Source organism: Paraburkholderia adhaesiva (genome assembly GCF_021390575.1).
Classification (GTDB): domain Bacteria; phylum Pseudomonadota; class Gammaproteobacteria; order Burkholderiales; family Burkholderiaceae; genus Paraburkholderia; species Paraburkholderia adhaesiva.
In genome coordinates, this window is the sequence record NZ_JAJEJQ010000004.1 from 476693 (window position 1) to 492647 (window position 15955).

Annotated in this window: 23 protein-coding genes and 1 pseudogene; 16 read left to right on the forward strand and 8 right to left on the reverse strand. The window is 60.9% G+C overall.

The genetic code is table 11. The features are described 5' to 3' along the window. The first annotated feature begins 177 nt into the window (after nt 1-177). The 15 genes from L0U80_RS29985 to L0U80_RS30055 all read left to right on the forward strand — a co-directional run bounded on the left by L0U80_RS29985 (nt 178) and on the right by L0U80_RS30055 (nt 10746). Nucleotides 178-1221 (forward strand): hypothetical protein, encoded by a 1044-nt coding sequence (locus L0U80_RS29985; protein WP_233874783.1) that lies wholly within the window; start codon nt 178-180, stop codon nt 1219-1221. Next, on the forward strand, nt 1208-1762 hold the full coding sequence (locus tag L0U80_RS29990) for a hypothetical protein (RefSeq protein ID WP_233874785.1): 555 nt from the start codon (nt 1208-1210) through the stop codon (nt 1760-1762). Before L0U80_RS29985 ends, L0U80_RS29990 begins: the two co-directional genes overlap by 14 nt. Further along, complete coding sequence (locus tag L0U80_RS29995; RefSeq protein ID WP_233874787.1) at nt 1762-3123, forward strand: hypothetical protein; 1362 nt, start codon at nt 1762-1764, stop codon at nt 3121-3123. Before L0U80_RS29990 ends, L0U80_RS29995 begins: the two co-directional genes overlap by 1 nt. Nucleotides 3124-3150: 27 nt before the next feature. Continuing rightward, nucleotides 3151-3810, forward strand: a complete 660-nt coding sequence (locus L0U80_RS30000) for a hypothetical protein (RefSeq protein ID WP_233874788.1) — start codon at nt 3151-3153, stop codon at nt 3808-3810. Between the two features lie 33 nt (nt 3811-3843). Then, entirely contained in the window at nt 3844-4440 is a 597-nt protein-coding gene (locus L0U80_RS30005) for a hypothetical protein (RefSeq protein WP_233874789.1), read from the forward strand. Beyond that, nucleotides 4437-5225 (forward strand): hypothetical protein, encoded by a 789-nt coding sequence (locus tag L0U80_RS30010; protein ID WP_233874790.1) that lies wholly within the window; start codon nt 4437-4439, stop codon nt 5223-5225. Before L0U80_RS30005 ends, L0U80_RS30010 begins: the two co-directional genes overlap by 4 nt. 22 nt (nt 5226-5247) lie before the next feature. Then, nucleotides 5248-5715 carry a DUF7941 domain-family protein gene (locus tag L0U80_RS30015; protein ID WP_233874791.1) on the forward strand — a complete coding sequence of 156 codons (468 nt, stop codon included), beginning with the start codon at nt 5248-5250 and terminating at the stop codon, nt 5713-5715. 108 nt (nt 5716-5823) lie between these two features. After that, entirely contained in the window at nt 5824-6222 is a 399-nt protein-coding gene (locus L0U80_RS30020; protein ID WP_233874792.1) for a hypothetical protein, read from the forward strand. Between the two features lie 227 nt (nt 6223-6449). Next, on the forward strand, nt 6450-6935 hold the full coding sequence (locus tag L0U80_RS30025) for a hypothetical protein (RefSeq protein ID WP_233874793.1): 486 nt from the start codon (nt 6450-6452) through the stop codon (nt 6933-6935). Nucleotides 6936-7176: 241 nt separating this feature from the next. Then, nucleotides 7177-7338: a hypothetical protein gene (locus L0U80_RS30030; protein WP_233874794.1), complete on the forward strand. Its 162-nt coding sequence runs from the start codon at nt 7177-7179 to the stop codon at nt 7336-7338. 606 nt (nt 7339-7944) lie between these two features. Next, nucleotides 7945-8301 (forward strand): hypothetical protein, encoded by a 357-nt coding sequence (locus L0U80_RS30035; protein WP_233874796.1) that lies wholly within the window; start codon nt 7945-7947, stop codon nt 8299-8301. A gap of 90 nt (nt 8302-8391) precedes the next feature. Further along, on the forward strand, nt 8392-8652 hold the full coding sequence (locus L0U80_RS30040; RefSeq protein WP_233874797.1) for a hypothetical protein: 261 nt from the start codon (nt 8392-8394) through the stop codon (nt 8650-8652). Nucleotides 8653-8843: 191 nt separating this feature from the next. Continuing rightward, on the forward strand, nt 8844-9134 hold the full coding sequence (locus tag L0U80_RS30045) for an H-NS histone family protein (RefSeq protein WP_233874799.1): 291 nt from the start codon (nt 8844-8846) through the stop codon (nt 9132-9134). 233 nt (nt 9135-9367) lie between these two features. Next, nucleotides 9368-9700 carry a hypothetical protein gene (locus tag L0U80_RS30050; protein WP_233874801.1) on the forward strand — a complete coding sequence of 111 codons (333 nt, stop codon included), beginning with the start codon at nt 9368-9370 and terminating at the stop codon, nt 9698-9700. Further along, nucleotides 9697-10746 carry an arabinofuranosidase catalytic domain-containing protein gene (locus L0U80_RS30055; protein ID WP_233874803.1) on the forward strand — a complete coding sequence of 350 codons (1050 nt, stop codon included), beginning with the start codon at nt 9697-9699 and terminating at the stop codon, nt 10744-10746. Before L0U80_RS30050 ends, L0U80_RS30055 begins: the two co-directional genes overlap by 4 nt. A 16-nt stretch (nt 10747-10762) precedes the next feature. On the opposite strand, the pseudogene tnpC reads toward L0U80_RS30055, so the two are convergent. The 3 genes and pseudogenes from tnpC to tnpA all read right to left on the reverse strand — a co-directional run bounded on the left by tnpC (nt 10763) and on the right by tnpA (nt 13153). Further along, nucleotides 10763-12362, reverse strand: a pseudogene (gene tnpC / locus L0U80_RS30060) (IS66 family transposase). A 51-nt stretch (nt 12363-12413) separates the two neighbouring features. Beyond that, complete coding sequence (gene tnpB / locus L0U80_RS30065) at nt 12414-12761, reverse strand: IS66 family insertion sequence element accessory protein TnpB (protein WP_233874805.1); 348 nt, start codon at nt 12759-12761, stop codon at nt 12414-12416. Next, on the reverse strand, nt 12758-13153 hold the full coding sequence (tnpA, locus tag L0U80_RS30070) for an IS66-like element accessory protein TnpA (protein ID WP_233874807.1): 396 nt from the start codon (nt 13151-13153) through the stop codon (nt 12758-12760). The genes tnpB and tnpA overlap by 4 nt, the downstream gene beginning before the upstream one ends. A gap of 159 nt (nt 13154-13312) precedes the next feature. On the opposite strand from tnpA, the gene L0U80_RS30075 reads away from it, so the two are divergent. Continuing rightward, entirely contained in the window at nt 13313-13612 is a 300-nt protein-coding gene (locus L0U80_RS30075; RefSeq protein WP_233874809.1) for a hypothetical protein, read from the forward strand. Nucleotides 13613-13700: 88 nt separating this feature from the next. Here L0U80_RS30075 and L0U80_RS31635 read toward each other — a convergent pair whose 3' ends face one another. The 5 genes from L0U80_RS31635 to L0U80_RS30095 form a co-directional block, all read right to left on the reverse strand. Further along, entirely contained in the window at nt 13701-13826 is a 126-nt protein-coding gene (locus tag L0U80_RS31635) for a hypothetical protein (RefSeq protein ID WP_267955019.1), read from the reverse strand. 144 nt (nt 13827-13970) lie between these two features. After that, the gene (locus tag L0U80_RS30080) at nt 13971-14456 is read right to left on the reverse strand and encodes a hypothetical protein (RefSeq protein ID WP_233874811.1); all 486 of its coding nucleotides are present in this window, start codon (nt 14454-14456) and stop codon (nt 13971-13973) included. After that, nucleotides 14449-14706 (reverse strand): hypothetical protein, encoded by a 258-nt coding sequence (locus tag L0U80_RS30085; protein WP_233874813.1) that lies wholly within the window; start codon nt 14704-14706, stop codon nt 14449-14451. The genes L0U80_RS30080 and L0U80_RS30085 overlap by 8 nt, the downstream gene beginning before the upstream one ends. After that, nucleotides 14703-14948 (reverse strand): hypothetical protein, encoded by a 246-nt coding sequence (locus tag L0U80_RS30090; protein ID WP_233874815.1) that lies wholly within the window; start codon nt 14946-14948, stop codon nt 14703-14705. The genes L0U80_RS30085 and L0U80_RS30090 overlap by 4 nt, the downstream gene beginning before the upstream one ends. Then, the coding region (locus L0U80_RS30095; protein WP_233874817.1) for a dienelactone hydrolase family protein at nt 14945-15955 on the reverse strand (1011 nt) is incomplete at its 5' end. The genes L0U80_RS30090 and L0U80_RS30095, both read right to left, overlap by 4 nt.

Below are 15955 nucleotides of genomic sequence, written 5' to 3' on the forward strand. Positions count from 1 at the left end.
TCTCACTGCCCGGTGGTCTGTAAGACGCGTGGAATATGCAATTTGTGTGTCATTTGTTCACATCGCCCTCGAAACAGGAATCTTTATCAGCCAAATGTCAAAAAATGTCATGTGTGGTCATCCATTTCTGATGTCCGGTGCAGGCAGATCGTATGCGATGACATCAGCGTGTCGACCATGCCCAAACTCCTGCTTGCTGTTCCCGAGACCTACGACAGTGTCACGCGTCCCATCATCTACGACGTTACGCGCCAGCTCTTTGCGTGGACTGGGCTGCCCGCCGACACACCGATTCTCTATCCGTCCGCCTATGGCAGCGTGCAGCAGCCGGGCTCGGAGCTGCTACAGGAACCGCTGAAGGCGGAGCTGGCATTTGACGATCAGGTGAGCATCGAGGTCGACGAGGTGGTGGAACAGGACAGGATCCTGAGTACCGCGGTGCTCTATCCCGACAACCTGTTCATTTTTCGCGACGCGCGTGTGGAGACGATCCTAAAGCCGGTCTATTCGTCCACCGAGATCACGATCAACTTCCGGTTCCGTTCCATCGACGAGGTCAAGGCCAAACGCTGGCGCGAGCAAATGCGTGTGAGGGTTTCGCAGCTGCGTGATGTGCTGCTCATCAATATCCGCTACGCGTACCAGATTCCGCCGCAGGCGCTCGTCATCCTCGCGGAAATCCACCAGCTCATGGAAAACGTCGCGGGCTATGGCGATTCGTTTGAGCAGTGGTTTCGCGCGCACGTAAGCCCGGCGGCGACGGTGGAATCGAACCTGTCTGGTGAACAGCAGCAGGTGGCATTCACCGAGCGCCAGATGCGCATCGTGGGTCTCTGGGATTTCGAGGGCGCGCCCGAGCCTGGTTCGAAAGAAGACGAGGGGGGCACGTGGACGATTGGCGTCGCGTTCAGGTTTAAATACGACAAGCCGGTGTCGGTGGTCATGGAGTATCCGCAGATGATCCATAACCAGCTGATCCGCTACCGGGACGATACGCCCCCCTTCAATCCCGGCCAGGTCCAGAAACATTACTCACTCTCGGCGTTCTACTTCGAGCACTTCAACAAGACGCGCGCACTCGAGGGCATGCTCGGGGGGGCCGGAGCTTATTGGCAACACCACCGGCAGCGAGGGTCTGCGCTTTCCAGCGTGGGACGAGTTTTTGCCGCAGCTGACCGCGCCCTGCTATCTGCCGGTCTTCAGCGGCATGATTGCGCTTGAACTCGCAGCGGGTGAGAACGGGGAGCACGGCAGTGGTCGCGCAAGCCATCGCCTGATGACGCTTGACCGCCTGCCCGGGGGCTATGTGATGAGCGAGCGGATGAGGGCCTTTGTCGCGGGCGAAGCCACGTACATGACGAAGCTCTTCTATTCGGTGTTTTCCTGCAACCTGTATCTGTCCAGTGACATCCAGCCCGACGGCTCGATCACGGTCGATGAGGAACTGAATGTCTCGACGACGTTCGAGCCCAGTCCGCGCGCGCGTTTTCATGTGTGGTTCGGGCTTTGCTACAACTGGCGTTACCTGAACGCGGCGGCGCTCGCAAGGCTCAGGGCCAACTTTGACATCCTGCAAAAGCTCACCCATGCGCTGTGGCCGCAATTGCCTGCCTGCTGCCAGCCGGTGGCCATCGGCAACAGCAACCAGACTTCGAACGCCTCGATGCGGTGCCTGATGAATGGCGAAGCGGATAACCTGCTCGACACCAGCATGAAGACAGCCGAGACGCTCTACATCCAGTCTATCGCTGAGGAGGCGTGATGCCCTTCGTCGATGATGCGCCCTTCCCTCCCCCGTCACCCTTGCCACGTCCGGTCCCGATCCGCATCACCGATCCGCAGTACCGCGGCATCGCCATCGACAACCGCTACATTCCGGCCACCGACCTGCTCACGCACGTGGAAGGCAGCAGCTGGACGGTCGACTACTACAGCCAGGTACTTGAGCGCGACACGACGATCCTCGGCCAGTCGCCCCACAAGCCGCCGCAATTCCAGCAGTACCGGCGCGTGCGGCACCTTGAGCTGAAGGTGACCCAGCCGCTTGCCGCCACCCAGGAGCCGAATACGAAGAAGATGGGCTACAAGGGCGGTGCGAACCTCTATCCGGTATTGATCCCCAATCAGGGTGATGTCTTCGTCGCGCAGGTTGATGACGGACGCTGCGGCGTGTTCAATCTCACCTCAACTGAACGTAAAAGCTTTTACAAGGACAGCGTCTATGCGATCGAGTACGAAATGCTGGACTACGCCACGCCCGAACGTCTGCGCGATCTGGAGGTGAAGACCATCCAGCGGCTCGAGTATGTGCGCGACTACCTGCAGTGCGGCCAGAACCCGCTCGTGGAAGAAGCGCTCTGGCAGAAGCTCGGAAAGTTGCGCGGGCGATTCGATTCGATACTGGCGACCTGGATGCAGCAGTTCATGAGCGACGAGTTCATGACAGTATTGGTCCCGGGCCAGCCGTGGGCCACCTATGACGCGTGGCTCGTGCGCGCACTCACTGAACTTTTTCCCACCACCGCCTCGACGCGGCTGGCTGCGATGCTGCAGTTGAACTGCGATGGCGATCCCTCGATGGCCTGCGTGCAGCTCTGGGACGTGCTGGTGAAGAAGGACCCGGCGTTGCTCAGATTCGCGAACCCGCGTGCGGGACTCCTGTGGGCCACGCGCTTTACACGCAATCCGATGTTCAACGGTATCCGCTGGAGCGGCATCGAGCGCGTGGTGTATCCGGTGGATGTCGAGATGACGGTGGATCAGGAGCTTGCAGGACTTGTGCCACTCGCCGACGACGGGCTCAATGAGACGACTTCGCGCGCGGGCCGGCTCGAAGACCTGATCGCCGTGGAGACGCTTTCGGGGCTGCCGTATGCGGGGGCGCCGCTCATCTATCCGGTCCTGTGCGATGACTGTTACGTCCTTTCGCGCCACTTCTACGAAAACGACGCACACCAGTCAAGGCTTGAGCTGCTGGTGCGCGAATACCTCGAAGGCCGGGTGATCGCGCCGGATCTGCTGGCCGTGTTCTGTGACACGTGGCACGGCTGGGGAGCGCTGGAGCGCTTTTACTACACGCCCATTGTGCTCCTGCTGATTCGTGCTGCCCTTCACCGTGTCTAGCGAGGCCGTCCGATCATGAATCCGGTCATGAAACAGCATGTTCCGCGCGGGGCACCGGTGAGACGCCCGGCTGCCAGCACGTGGGTGCCACCCGCGCAGCGCGATACGGCCTGGTGGATCTTTTACCGGCTCTTTCGCTGCCGCGTCAGGCGCATCCTCGTTACGCCGCTGGAGGAGATGCAGGAGGTGGGCACCCCCACCTCGTTCGATGAGGAGGTCGACCGTGAGATGCAGCACGAGCGGGTAGAGCGCATGCTTTCGATCGTGCAGATGGCGCAGTACTGGGCGGACGGCATCTCGATCGGACTGGTTGATCCGAAAGACGCGCAGGAGATTTACGAACGCCTCACGAATCACCTTTATGCGTGGAAGGACAAACTGGAAAACCCGGCCTGCATGCACGATGCGCCGCTCGAGGATCTCGTCAGGCTCGACGCCTTCGCGAACGTGGTGTATGCGCAGGCCCGATATGTGTTTCCCCCTGATTATCGTGATTCGCGCTTTGAGCGCTATACCCGGCGCATCTTCAGTTTCACGGGCGAGAGCCTGCTCAGGCCGCTCACCACATCGACCCCGTCACCGAAACCGGGCGGCGAAGAGCGGGAACCCGGCGCAGAACGCGTGAGTCTGGCCGATGCATTCGCGAGCGGGCGCCCGGACGCCGACGCTGCCTTGCGCTGGAAATAGGTGGCGGGCGGAGGCGAGACAGGGAGTCCTCATATGGAGTTCGAGCAATCGGCGCTGATGGTCGACGTGAACCAGATCGTCAGTGGTGGCGCCAGGGCGGTGCATTTTTCGGTGAGTGCCAGCCTGCTGGTGAACACGACGAACACGGTCGTCAATCCCCTCAAGGTGACGGGGGTAGATCTGCGGCGCGACTATCTGAACCGCTATTCCGATGAGCTGATCGTGACGCTCGAGATACTCGCCGGCCAGTACAGCCACCTGGTCTATCCGTACAAGAACGCAATCGACATCACGCTCACGCGCACGCCCCTGATGGAGGTGGGCGACACGCCGGACGCGACGCTCGCCGTGCAGTCAGAGACCTTTACCGCCACGCTCATCGACTCGGGCTCGCCCCTCATCGAGCAGAATGTGCCCTTTGCCGCCACGCAGCCCAATCTCGATCTGGTGGGACCGGTGACGGTGCAGTTCCAGCTGGTGAACAAGGCGCTCGAGCAGATGCGGATGATGGGGGTGGGTCAGGTGTTTCGTGGCTGCACGGTCGACGATGCGATCAGGACCGTGCTCACGAATGCCTCGCAGACGACGAGCGTCGATGGCCAGCGCACGGTGTGCAGGGGGTCACCATGATCGCCTCGGCCAATCAGGCTGTACGCGAGCATATCGTGATTCCGCATGGGGTGCGGCTCGTGGACGTGCCCCAGCATATCCAGAAGAACTGCGGCGGGGTCTACAACGCCGGCATGGGCTATTTTCTGCAGGGCAATCAATGGTACGTGTACCCCTCGCTCGATACCACGCGCTTTAACAGTGCGCCTGCCACGCTCACGGTGATCAACGTACCCTCGAACAAGTTCGCGCAGGTCGAACGCACCTGGCGGCAGTCGGGCACGAACCTGATGGTGATGGCCACCGGCAGCGTGAAGTTCCGTGACCCGAGCAACCACGCACAGCTGAATCTGGGCAACGGCGTGCGCTTTTCCGATGCCTCGAAATTCATGGACGGATTCGTCACGGTGACGGATAACCGGGCGCTCGCCTCGCGCGGTGCCATCAATAACGAGTTTATCGGCACTGCGCGCCCGAACGGCAACAACAATGTGCACGTCTCGCGCAACCCGGTCAATGCGAATGCGCTGGAGGAGTATTCGAAGCTTTCACGTGCGATGGGTTCCTCCATCACCATGGAATGGGAAAACTCGGACCCCGACCTGATCGTGCCGGGCATGCCTGCCGAGGTGCTGTCGCTGCAGAACGAGCAGATCCAGACACTCACCGGCGTGGTGATCGGTGCGCAGCACTACACGCAGATGCGCGGCCACGGCGCGGGCGCCTCGCGCTATGTCACGACCACGCACCTGAATATCTTCCTGCAGCCTCAGGACCAGAGCGGCCAGAGCACGGGCACACCCTGACGCGTACACCACAGGAGTGCCCATGAGCGCCTCCCCTCCCCTTGTCCTGGATTTCACCCGGCCCGCCAAAGAGGTCCTGCTCGCGCAGATCAATCACGACAACGCGACGGCGATCACGCCAGACCAGATCCGTCTGGGTTACGTGGGCGCCCTCCCCGCCACGGATGCGAGCGGGTGCAATACGACCGTCTATGTGTCGGCCGCGCAGGGCGCTGACTTCGAGGGCGCAGGTTACTTCAACTACGACCGTATCGATATCGGCACGGTGCCGGGTGCGCGCGCGACGCTCTTCCAGCTGGGCAGTGAAAGAAAGCTCTCCGGGCTGCTGCCCGCGATCAATGCGCGTTTTTCCCTGAACCTCACATGCACCGACATCATCGATGTCACGCTGCCGGTATTCGCCGCGGGCGGGACACGCGGAATCATGCTTGCGATCGCACCGCGCGCCGTGCTCTGGTACGGCTCGGTTGCGCTCACGGTGACGCGATAAGGGTGGCGCAATGAAAATCGGGCGCATGTTATGAGCCGGACCTGACACGCGAGGCACCATTTCACCGATGCATACATGTCGAGTCATTTTCCATTCCCGGAGGCAGGCATGCAGGTCAATACCGCATTGAGTGCGGCGGGCAATCTGCTCGCGCTGATCATCGCTTCCAATCCCCGGTTTTCGGTGGTCACGGAAAACGGGTTTGCGATCGACGCGGTCACGGCACTTGAAACACCCGATGGCGAAGGCAATGACACGACGGCCGAAGTGTCGGCGTACGGATTTACCGACAGCCAGATTTTCTCCTGGCACCGTCTTGCCCTTGCCGATGCGCTCACCGGTTCATCGCTATCGATCTCCGTGGTGCGAGGCGGAGATGGAACCGATATCCGGCCGCGGCTGCACTGGCATTCGGTCTCATCGCCAGCGAGCTGGTGCTGGAGAATGAAGCCGACGTACTGTCCGGTGAGGGTTCGGCCATCATCGACGCAGATCCTTCCTCGGTGATCTATAACACCGGGCCGGTAGAGGTTTCTGTCAGCTGGGAGCCGGCACCGCTCGAGTCAATCGTTGAAACCACGAGCATTGGCGGCTTTGATCCACCGCTGGAAAACACTTCCTGAGCCATCCACCATTTCATGCCATGCGGCATGGGGTCCTGGCCTCCGTGCCGTTTTTTGCCGTCCCGCAAACGCCGACAAAACAAACATGCGTGAAGACGCGGAGCACACGCCATGACGATCGATCCGTCACTCGGTACGATGCAGAACATCCTGCAGTATGTCACCAATCCGGCAATGGGACAGCCGGTCAATCCCAACCAGCTTGCCGTAACGGCTCCCCAGGCGTATGACCCTGCGTCGCTCGGTTTCTTTCTCGGTCCGGGCGTGAACCTCGATGGCGAGGCGAGCAATACGCAGATCATCGTGTATCTGCGTCCACCGCTGGAAGACGTCTCTGAGGACGGCGTGAACCAGGTGCTGATCTATGAGCGTCTTGCGCTATCCGATGTGGCGGCTGCTGGCGCTGTGGCACAGATCGACTCATTGATATCGGAAACGGAACTGTTGCAGGCTATCGGTGAAGCACTGGGCGTAGTGGGCGACGCCATCAGCTTTGTCACAGCGCCCGCTGGTCAGCCAGACACCGTTGAAGTTGATGCCGGTCAATCCCCGCTTTACCTGCCGGGGCCAGTGGATGTAACACTTGTCTGGGGATAGGTAGCAGCCCTAAAGCTCACCCATTGAAGAATATTTCAGCCCTATATTCCTGCCACGAATCAGAACCAGAGATGGACTGATTTTTTAAATATCGTCAAGAACAAGGAGCTGAAAATGAACTTCCTAGCAAAGGCAGGTACATTCGCTGGACTGATGGCTACAGCTGCTGTGCTAGTTGCCTCCGAAATTGTGATGGTGAAGCTGCTGTGCAAAGTCGGCCACATCCGGTAAGGCGGCCATCATGCAATTTTTCGGATCGTTTGGCCGTACTGCAGGCGTGCTGCTCGGGCTGTATGTGAGCGTGAAAATCGTGATTGAAATCGAGTCGCATCTGCGCGGGAAACGTGCTGGAGCGGCAGCGCAGACGCGGCCCGCGCCCAGGCAGGAAGCCGTGGTCTCGTAAGGACGTGAACAGATGAGAACAGACATGGACGAGAGCAGGCTCACGCGCAGGTTCGCGCCGCAGGCGAAACCCGTCTATCCGGGCGTCTACCAGATCGATCTGGGCGGCAACCGGTAGGCGTATGCAAGATGGTCGGGAACACGCTGGGGTGTGCCGAGTTTCGACGCCGCCACGGCGGCGGGCGCGACACAGCCCAGCGTGATGCAGGAGCGCGCGTGGCGTGGTCTTGCGGGGCAACCGGCAGGCCTTGCCGAACCTGCTGCGGTTTGAACTCAAGGAAAAAATATGACTTCAGGAATTCTTGTTGCACTGCTGTTTATCTATGTGATCGCCCAGCTTCTGAGGCGCTGGGGCTGATTTAGCCTCTATCCTGGCGGTAAAAAAAATACCGCTCTCACGCAAGTCTATGCGATGCCCCCGGTTCGCGTCCTCACAGGCGGGAGCCGTTCAGATCGCCCGTGCTGGAGGGGCGATCTTTTTTTTGGGTCTTCGCATTAAAAAGCTCTTCAGCCCTATATCACTCTGCCGAGTGCAGGTTATTGCCTGAGAATCTTCTTTTGCAATCACCTGTGTATTGGCGACGTAACAGGATTAATGGAGTCTGGGATGAAAACGATTATTCTTGATGGTCTGAAAAACCAGGTGCGCCACGCGTTTGAGGTGGGTGAATTTTTGACCGAGGGACGTGCGCTTCCACGCGTGGATTTCGGCAAGTCCGTGGCGATTGAAGTCACCGCGACCGATACGTTGGGACTGTATCCAACACTGCTATGTGAGGATGACGAAGTGGTCGATCACGGTCGCCAGTTCAGTCGCCGCATGCACCTGAAGATGGCACCCGGCTGCCAGCACGAGGACGCCATCATGAAGCTCGTGACGGCCAACGGACTGCTCGCGCGGGAATTCAGCCAGGTGAAGGACGTGCGTGTGTGTCTCAAAACGTATAGCGTCCTGAACGGCTGATACGGCAAGGGGACTGGCTGAAACCCCGTCGCATGGCTGTCGGTGCTGCGGGGTTTTGATCGCAACCATGCTCCGTCATGGAGGCACCGGATGAAGATGTCGAATGCCTTCTGGGTGGTGAGCGGTGCCGGGGTGTGTTTTCTGGTGGGCTGGATACTGCCCTCGCCGCTCGTGGATATCATGCGCTGTACGTCGGGTGCAGGTAAGCGTACCGAGGCCCGGGTACTGCAGATATTCATCGATCACGACACGGGCTGCGAATATGTCGGTCCGAGAAACGGTGCACTCGCACCCCGCACCGGTGCCGATGGCAAACAGCTGTGCGAACATGCGCCGGTAGAACGGCTATAGAAAATCTGGATGTACAGGCCGGTATGACCGAATCGCTGGATATTAAATCCGGGACGGGTTAACTGTTTAGCATCATGGCGGTACGACAAGGTTCTCGATGTTGCAATAATCGGGAAATGGCTGCAAAACCAGCATGTCATGTATCATGCATAGCGTATATGCATGATGACTCTTTGCAGGAGGTGAAGGCGATGTCGAAGTACCGCGAACTGCTTGCGCAGAAGGAAAAACTGGAAGCCCAGATCAGGCAGGCCCGTGAGGTGGAATCCACAAAGATGCTGGGTGAGATTCGGGCCGTTGTGCTGGATTTTGGTTTTACGGCCAGGGATATTTTTGGTGAAAAAGGATCGGGTAACGCAGGAAGCAAGCGTCCACCGGTCCCGCCGAAATATCGGGACCCGAAGAGCGGTGCAACCTGGAGCGGTCGCGGCAGGGCACCAAGCTGGATCGCGGGCAAGGACCGGGCGAAATTCGCCATCTGATACGGGCAGTTCGGGGTGGATGAAAATAACGGACTCGACTGAGTCCTTTTTCTTTTGGCGTGTCTTGAATCGTATGGACCCTGTCCACGCGACCAAAGGCAAGCCTCACGAGCACGCTTACCCCTCAGGCCAGTCTGCAGGCCCAGATCGCAGAGCTGGTCAGCCTGATCGAAAATCTGGGTACACCCATCAAGGCGGCCATCGCGGCGGCGTCCACTGCCCCGGTAACGGCCGTGGTCAATCTGCCTGGCGCCACAAGCGTGGCGCTCGATCTCACGCCGATCACGAAAGGCGCGCCCGAGATCCTTTTTAGCCTGCCCGTAGGCGTGAACGTGACGACGGCGCTGTCGGTCACGAATGCGCCTGCTTCAGGTGTATTGGCCGCGTTTGTGCTGGTCGTGCATGGCAACTCCGGTTCTGCGATAACGTGGCCGTCGAATTTTCTCTGGCCGCAGGGCATCGTGCCGTCATTGAGCGGTGTGGCGGGCAAGCTTGATACGTTCGTCGGCTACACGCTGAACGGCGGCGCGACGTTCTACACCTTTGTCGCGGGGCAAAATCAATGAACCTCTCCCGCCTGCTGCTGATGGTCACGACGCGCCCCTGGCGCGGTCTGCTCGATGAACTGGCTACCCCTGCTGCTGGCGCATGGAGCCTGCGGCGCCTCACCGGTGCCTATGCGGGTCCGTGTATCAACGTGCGGCGCGATTCGGACAATACGACCCAGGACATCAGTTTTACTTTGTCGGGAGATCTGAACGTCGCGGGGCTGCTCGCTTTCGTCGGTGCCGGCAATGGCTTTGTGAAGATCTGGTACGACCAGATGCCGGGCGCGGCCCACCTCTCCCAGGCCAATATGGCAAGCCAGCCGCAGATCGTGGCGAACGGCAAGGCCTTCGCCTGGCCCTCATGGTCCGCTCGCCAGGCCATCGAAACGAATGGCGGCACGCTGGGCGCCAACGGCTCCTTCCTCTGCACGAGCATCCCCGCGGCCGCACTGGTTTTTCCGCAGCCGCTCACGCGTTCGTCCGTACTCGCTTTTCCCTGGGAGCTGGCTTCGGGCAACGGCAATCCGATTGTGCTCAACAGCGGTGACACCACCCACATCGAGCTGTATCAGGGTTCAAACAGTACGCTCATCACGTTCGCCTACAACACGACAAGTGGTGGCACGGGTTTTACCTGCGCGAGCGGCATTGCCGTGGGCACCACGGGTCAGGTGCTTGAACTGCTCAATGAGGGGGCGAGCACGGTCTACTTCAACGGTATGCCGGCTTCAGGCGGCGTCGGCACGGGCGAGTCCGAGATGATGTGCGTGGGTGCGGACAACAACGGGGTGTCGCGCTGCTCGCAGGGACTGTATGGCGAAGTCATCGAGTTTGCACAGTTGCTTCCCGCTACGGACCAGCAGGCGCTGCTCATGGATCAGTGCGCGTACTGGGGAACGGCAAGTCCTTACCGTGCGCTCGTGCTCTCGGACAGTCCTTACGCGTACTGGCCACTGGATGAATCCAGCGGCACGACAGCAAAGGACATCTCGGGCAACGCGCGCAACGGGAGTAAGCGTCCGACCACGACCGTTCTTGACAGCATGTTGGTATCGAACAGTTGAACGCAGCGCGTTGAATTCAGGCGACGTCGAAGTGAAGCTGATCGGCAACGACCCACGGCAGCAGCTCGTCGACGCGATTGACGGGATGCTCGGCAATGCGAGATGACGTGGCGCAGGTAGGCCTCGGGATCGAGGCCATTCAGTTTGGCGGTACCGACCAGAGTGTAGATTGCGGCGCCGCGTTCGCCACCGCTATTGGAGCCGAAGTGCAGGAAGTTTTCTCGGCCGAGAGCGACCGCACGTAACGCGCGTTCAGCGGCGTTGTTGTCGATTTCCACGGCGCCGTCATCGACGTACAGCGTGAGCGCTGCCCACTGATTCAGTGCGTCGTTGATGGCTTTGGCGGTATCGCCTTTCTGGGACACCGTACTCAATGTCGAGCGCAGCCAGATCTCGAGGGCGTCGAGTAGCGGACGCGCCTGCTCCTGCCTGACACGTCTTCGCTCATCCGGTGGCTTGCCTCGAATCGCGGCCTCAATTGCGTACAGTTCTCCGATCCGGCGCGACGCTTCAGTGTTGACCTCGTTCCTGCGCGCGACGAACAGATCATGGAATTTGCGGCGCGCGTGTACCATGCATCCAGCCTCGCGCACCTCACCACCTTCGTAGATCGCGTTGTAACCCGCGAACGCATCGGCCTGCAGTGTTCCCTTGAAGCACTTCAGATGGGTTTGTGGATATTCACCAGAGCGTGTGGGACTGTATGCGAACCAGACCGCCGGCGCTTCCTCCGAACCAGCCGGTCGGTCATCCCGAACGTAGGTCCAGATCCGTGCCGTCCGTGTCTTGCCGTTTCCGGGTTCGAGCACGGGTACCGGCGTGTCATCGGCGTGGATCTTCACGGCAGCCATCACGTATCGGCGAATGACCTCCACGAGTGGCCGGAGCAACGCACTGCACTGGCCGACCCAGTCCGCGAGTGTCGAGCGGCTGAGCTCCACGCCGTCGCGCGCGTAAATCACTGACTGGCGATACAGGGGTAGGTGGTCGCAGAATTTGCCGACCAGGACGTGCGCGAGCAATCCGGGGCCTGGCATGCCGCGATCGATCGGCCGGCTGGGCGCCGCGGCCTGCACAATGCAGTCGCAACGGGTACAGGCCTTCTTCAGCCGCCGATGACGAATCACCCGCCAATGGCCGGGCACATAGTCGAGTTGCTCGGCAATGTCCTCGCCCAGATCGGCGAGTGCGCCACCGCACTGCGGGCAACACGCATCATCGGGCTGGTGAACAACATCTTCGCGTGGCAGGTGCGCCGGTAGTGGCTTGCGTCCTGTCGGCTTGCCGGCTTCAGGGCGAGGCCGCCGCTTCGGCTCATCGACCGCCGCCACACCGTCGTTGGCCTGCAGATCTTCGAGACGCAATTCCAGTTGTTCGATCTGGCGATCAATCTTCTCCGACTTGCGCCCGAACTGCATGCGCTGGAGCTTCGCGATCCACAGCTTCAGATGCTCGATCTCGAGCGCACGATCCGAGAGTGTCTGCTGAAGCGTCGTCACGGTGCTGCGCAGATCCGCAAGGTCGCCTTCGCGCTCGCGTAGCGCCGCCTCACGCGCGAGCACAAGAGTCTTCAAGGCCTCGATGTCGTCCGGGAGGGAAGCATTGCTGGATGCCATGCAGCGAGTTTACGCGCGTGCATTGCGCTACGCGCGCGTTGTCACATACGTTTACAAAGCACTGCAGGGTCGGGCTGCATCGACAGGCTGTCGCCAGTCGAACCCTTCGAGCAGAAGGCCGAGTTGGGCGCTGGTCAGCGAAACAACACCGCCGTCAGCACGAGGCCAGGCAAAGCGCCCACGCTCCAGGCGCTTGGCGAACAGGCATAGCCCACCGTCACGCCAGTACAGGCATTTGAGGAGGTCGCCACGTTTGCCTCTGAACACGAAGATGTGTCCGCAGAACGGATCCTTCGCCAGCACGGTCTGCACCTTCGCAGCCAGGCCATCAAAGCCGCAGCGCATGTCCGTAAATCCGGCGGCAACCCAGATGCGCGTGTTCGCCAGCGGACCGATCACCGGGCCAGGCACTGGATCACCACGCGCAGCGTGTCGGGATCGACGCTCCCTTCAACGTACACGTCGCCTCGTGGCAACCGGATTCGGATCGTGCCGGGCACCTGTGCCGCAGGCGTAGATGCAGCCGGTTCGGCTACGCTGCTGTCGCCAGCCTCATTCACGGTGACCGGCAGCAAGGCACATCTGCGCTCGTCGGCGCCAAGCCGTCCTTCGAGATACTGCTTGCGCCAGTCGAACACCTGATTCGCATTCACTTCGTGACTGCGTGCAATCTCCGCCACCGAGCGCCCACTGGATAACGTCTCCTCGACGATCTGGCGCTTCTCATCCGGTGTACGCCGCCGATACTTGCGGGCGCCTTTGACTTCGGTGAATTCGGTCACTGTGTCCATGATTTCCTTTATGGGCACAGTGACATATGTGCCCCGGGAAATCATGGCGACGCATTCTTCCTGCGTCTATACGGTCACGGTCGGACGGTTACCAACGGGACCTATCAGGCCGGTGCGCAGCTGGCTTCCGGGCTGCTGCTGCCGGGTGAGGATGCGTACGTGATCTTGAACGGCGCGTCGAATGCCTATGTCGACGTGAGCGCCGCCGCGAACTTCTGCGCGGGCAGTACGTGGAGCGTCGAATGCTGGGTCAACATTGCCGCCTATATGGCAGCGGGCGCGAATGGATCGTATCCGCCCTGTACGGGTTCGCGGTTTCTTGGCAACACGACATGGACCAGTGGCAGTAATCGCCAGGGCGCGCTTGATCTCGGCATCGAGCACCGGAACCAGGGGGGCGAGGCGGATGTGATTTTCTACTGGACGGGCAAGCTAGCACTACGCCAATATATCCACTGATCTGTCGCATGAATGCGACAGGGGTAGACTGGAGTGGCCCGTCAGGTGGAGGTGGGCGGCTTGCCCGAGTCCGACGGGCACCACGCCTTCAGGTCTTCCCTGAAGGGGATAACGTGGCAATCTCCCCGTGCAGTTTCGCCTCCGCCTCGAAAAACCAGCGCCGCGGCAGCTTCTCCAGCAGCCGGTCGTGCAGCGTCAGCACCCGCGCAAACATCGCGCCATCCTCTGCACTGACCGACACGCGCCCCGGACTGCCACCCCTGACAGAATATATACTGGAGAAATGTTGCTCAGGCGCAACGGTAGCCATCGCGTTGCGCAACAGTCAATCCGCCGGCTCCGCTCCGTGAAGCCCCGTTCACGCGGAAGCGCCGGAACTGCCCTGTGGCGGCACGCTGTCCAGCACCGCCAAAGCCTGCTGCCGGATCTCGCGCGCGATCATCTGCTGAGCCCCCTCATACCAGCGCCGCGGCAATCCCTCGAGTAACCGGTCGTGAATCGTCAGCAACTTCGCAATCACCTCTGCGTCCGGCTCACTGACAGACTGCCAGCCATGCGCCCGGCCGCTTTCCATCAGACTCTTCAAAACCATGACTGCAGCGCCCAGGGCGCGTACATCAACTTCTGCGCCGGTCTGGCGCACCATCAGATTCGTGCGGCACAGCACCTGCACAAGCTCCGCCGCGTGATCGTGCTTCCCCAGCCCCTGCCGCAATGCCACCAGCGCAAGATGCGCCGGCAGCGAAATCGCACGCACCGCCTGCGCGGTGAGAGGCAGCAGCATCTCGCGCGTCAGCACCAGCCTCCCCATCCCCTTCCTGCTACCTTTCTTCGACTTACCCATTTCCTCGCGCCGCCTCCATGTCCACGGCGATCTTCTGGCAGTCATCCTGAGCGTCCACCACCCGGATCCAGAACCACTCGCCTTTCACTCCACTTGCCCGCCGCAACCACCCATCAAGCTGCGCACGCCGCAGCAGCGTCCGCGTCGTCATGTAGCTCATGCCAACCCGCGCGCACAGCTGTTGTGTCGAATACGCAATGCCGGGCGTCATGGCGGCCAGCAGATCGTCAAACCCCGCCCGCCAGTTCATTCCCCGCCCTCAAAGTGATAGTTCAGGCGCTTGATGCGCTTCTTCGAACGGGCAAGCACCGCACGCTGAAGACACTCCGGCGGATCCAGCAGGACTGTCGTAGCGTGACGCTCGAAACGATGACCTTTCGCACATTCGAACGCATCGCTGATCCTGTTGCCCTGCCACACATCGGCGCGGCACCGCCAGCCCAAAGCTCCGGCACGTTCATGCAGCCTTGCCAGACCATCCATCCGGTTCAATTGGCGCGTTTCCCGGACCAGACGACATCGCCGTCGACCGCATAGAGCTGACACCGATGGTAAAGCTGGCGGCAATGCTCAAGTGCATACGCGACCGGATCGGCTCCGCGCGACGAAGCTACCGCACTGCCATCGGGGGCCAACGCAAACGCTCGTGGCAGCGGCATCTGGAGGAACTGTGCGTATGCGCTGCGGCCCGCAGCGTTCAGGCGCGGCACTGCGGCAACATCCGTCAGCGCCGCAAAATGCGTCGCCTTTGGCGCGGGCGTTGGGCGAACCCACACCACGGTGTTATCGACGGCATACAGGCGGCAGCCAGGACCGTGCTCGCCACACCGCTTCAGCGCCTGGGCGAGCGGATCGAATCCACCTGCCGAGGCGCCCGCGCCGTTCGGTCCGATCGCCAGCGCACGAGGCAGGGGTTTGTCGAGAAATTTTCGGTAATAGGCTGGCCCCTGTTCGCCCAGGTACGGTAGCGCCTGTGTGTCGTTCAGATCCGCGTAGTGACTCGGCGGGGGCACCGGCATGGGCATGTATTCGGGATAGATTTCTGTATGTGGGAGCCCCACGCGCGCAAGGAACGCATCGGCCTTCGGTACCCACAACCCGAGCGCCTCGGGATAGCTGAGGATCTGGTGCGCATCCGCGCCAAACGAGCCGTAGGCAACCAGTTCAGCCGGGCCGCCCGCAGCAACATAGCGGTCGTACATCGTGTGCCATAGCGACGTGTTCAAAACCTGGTCGTTGTCCCCGAAGAACCAGATCGACGGCGTCTTTGTCTGTTTGCCCAGGATAGCGGCGGCAGTGACCAGGGCCGAATCGGGATCCGTGCAACCGACCTCCTGCATGCCCCCGGCGAAGCTCATCAAACCCTTGACACCAGGCACGTCGAGCGTACCGAGCGCAAGGGTGTTCCACCCGCCAAAGCTCTGTCCGGCAACCACAATGCGTGAGCCGTCGATATCGGGTTGCTGTTTCATGTAGCCGATCACCGCGCTGATATCGTT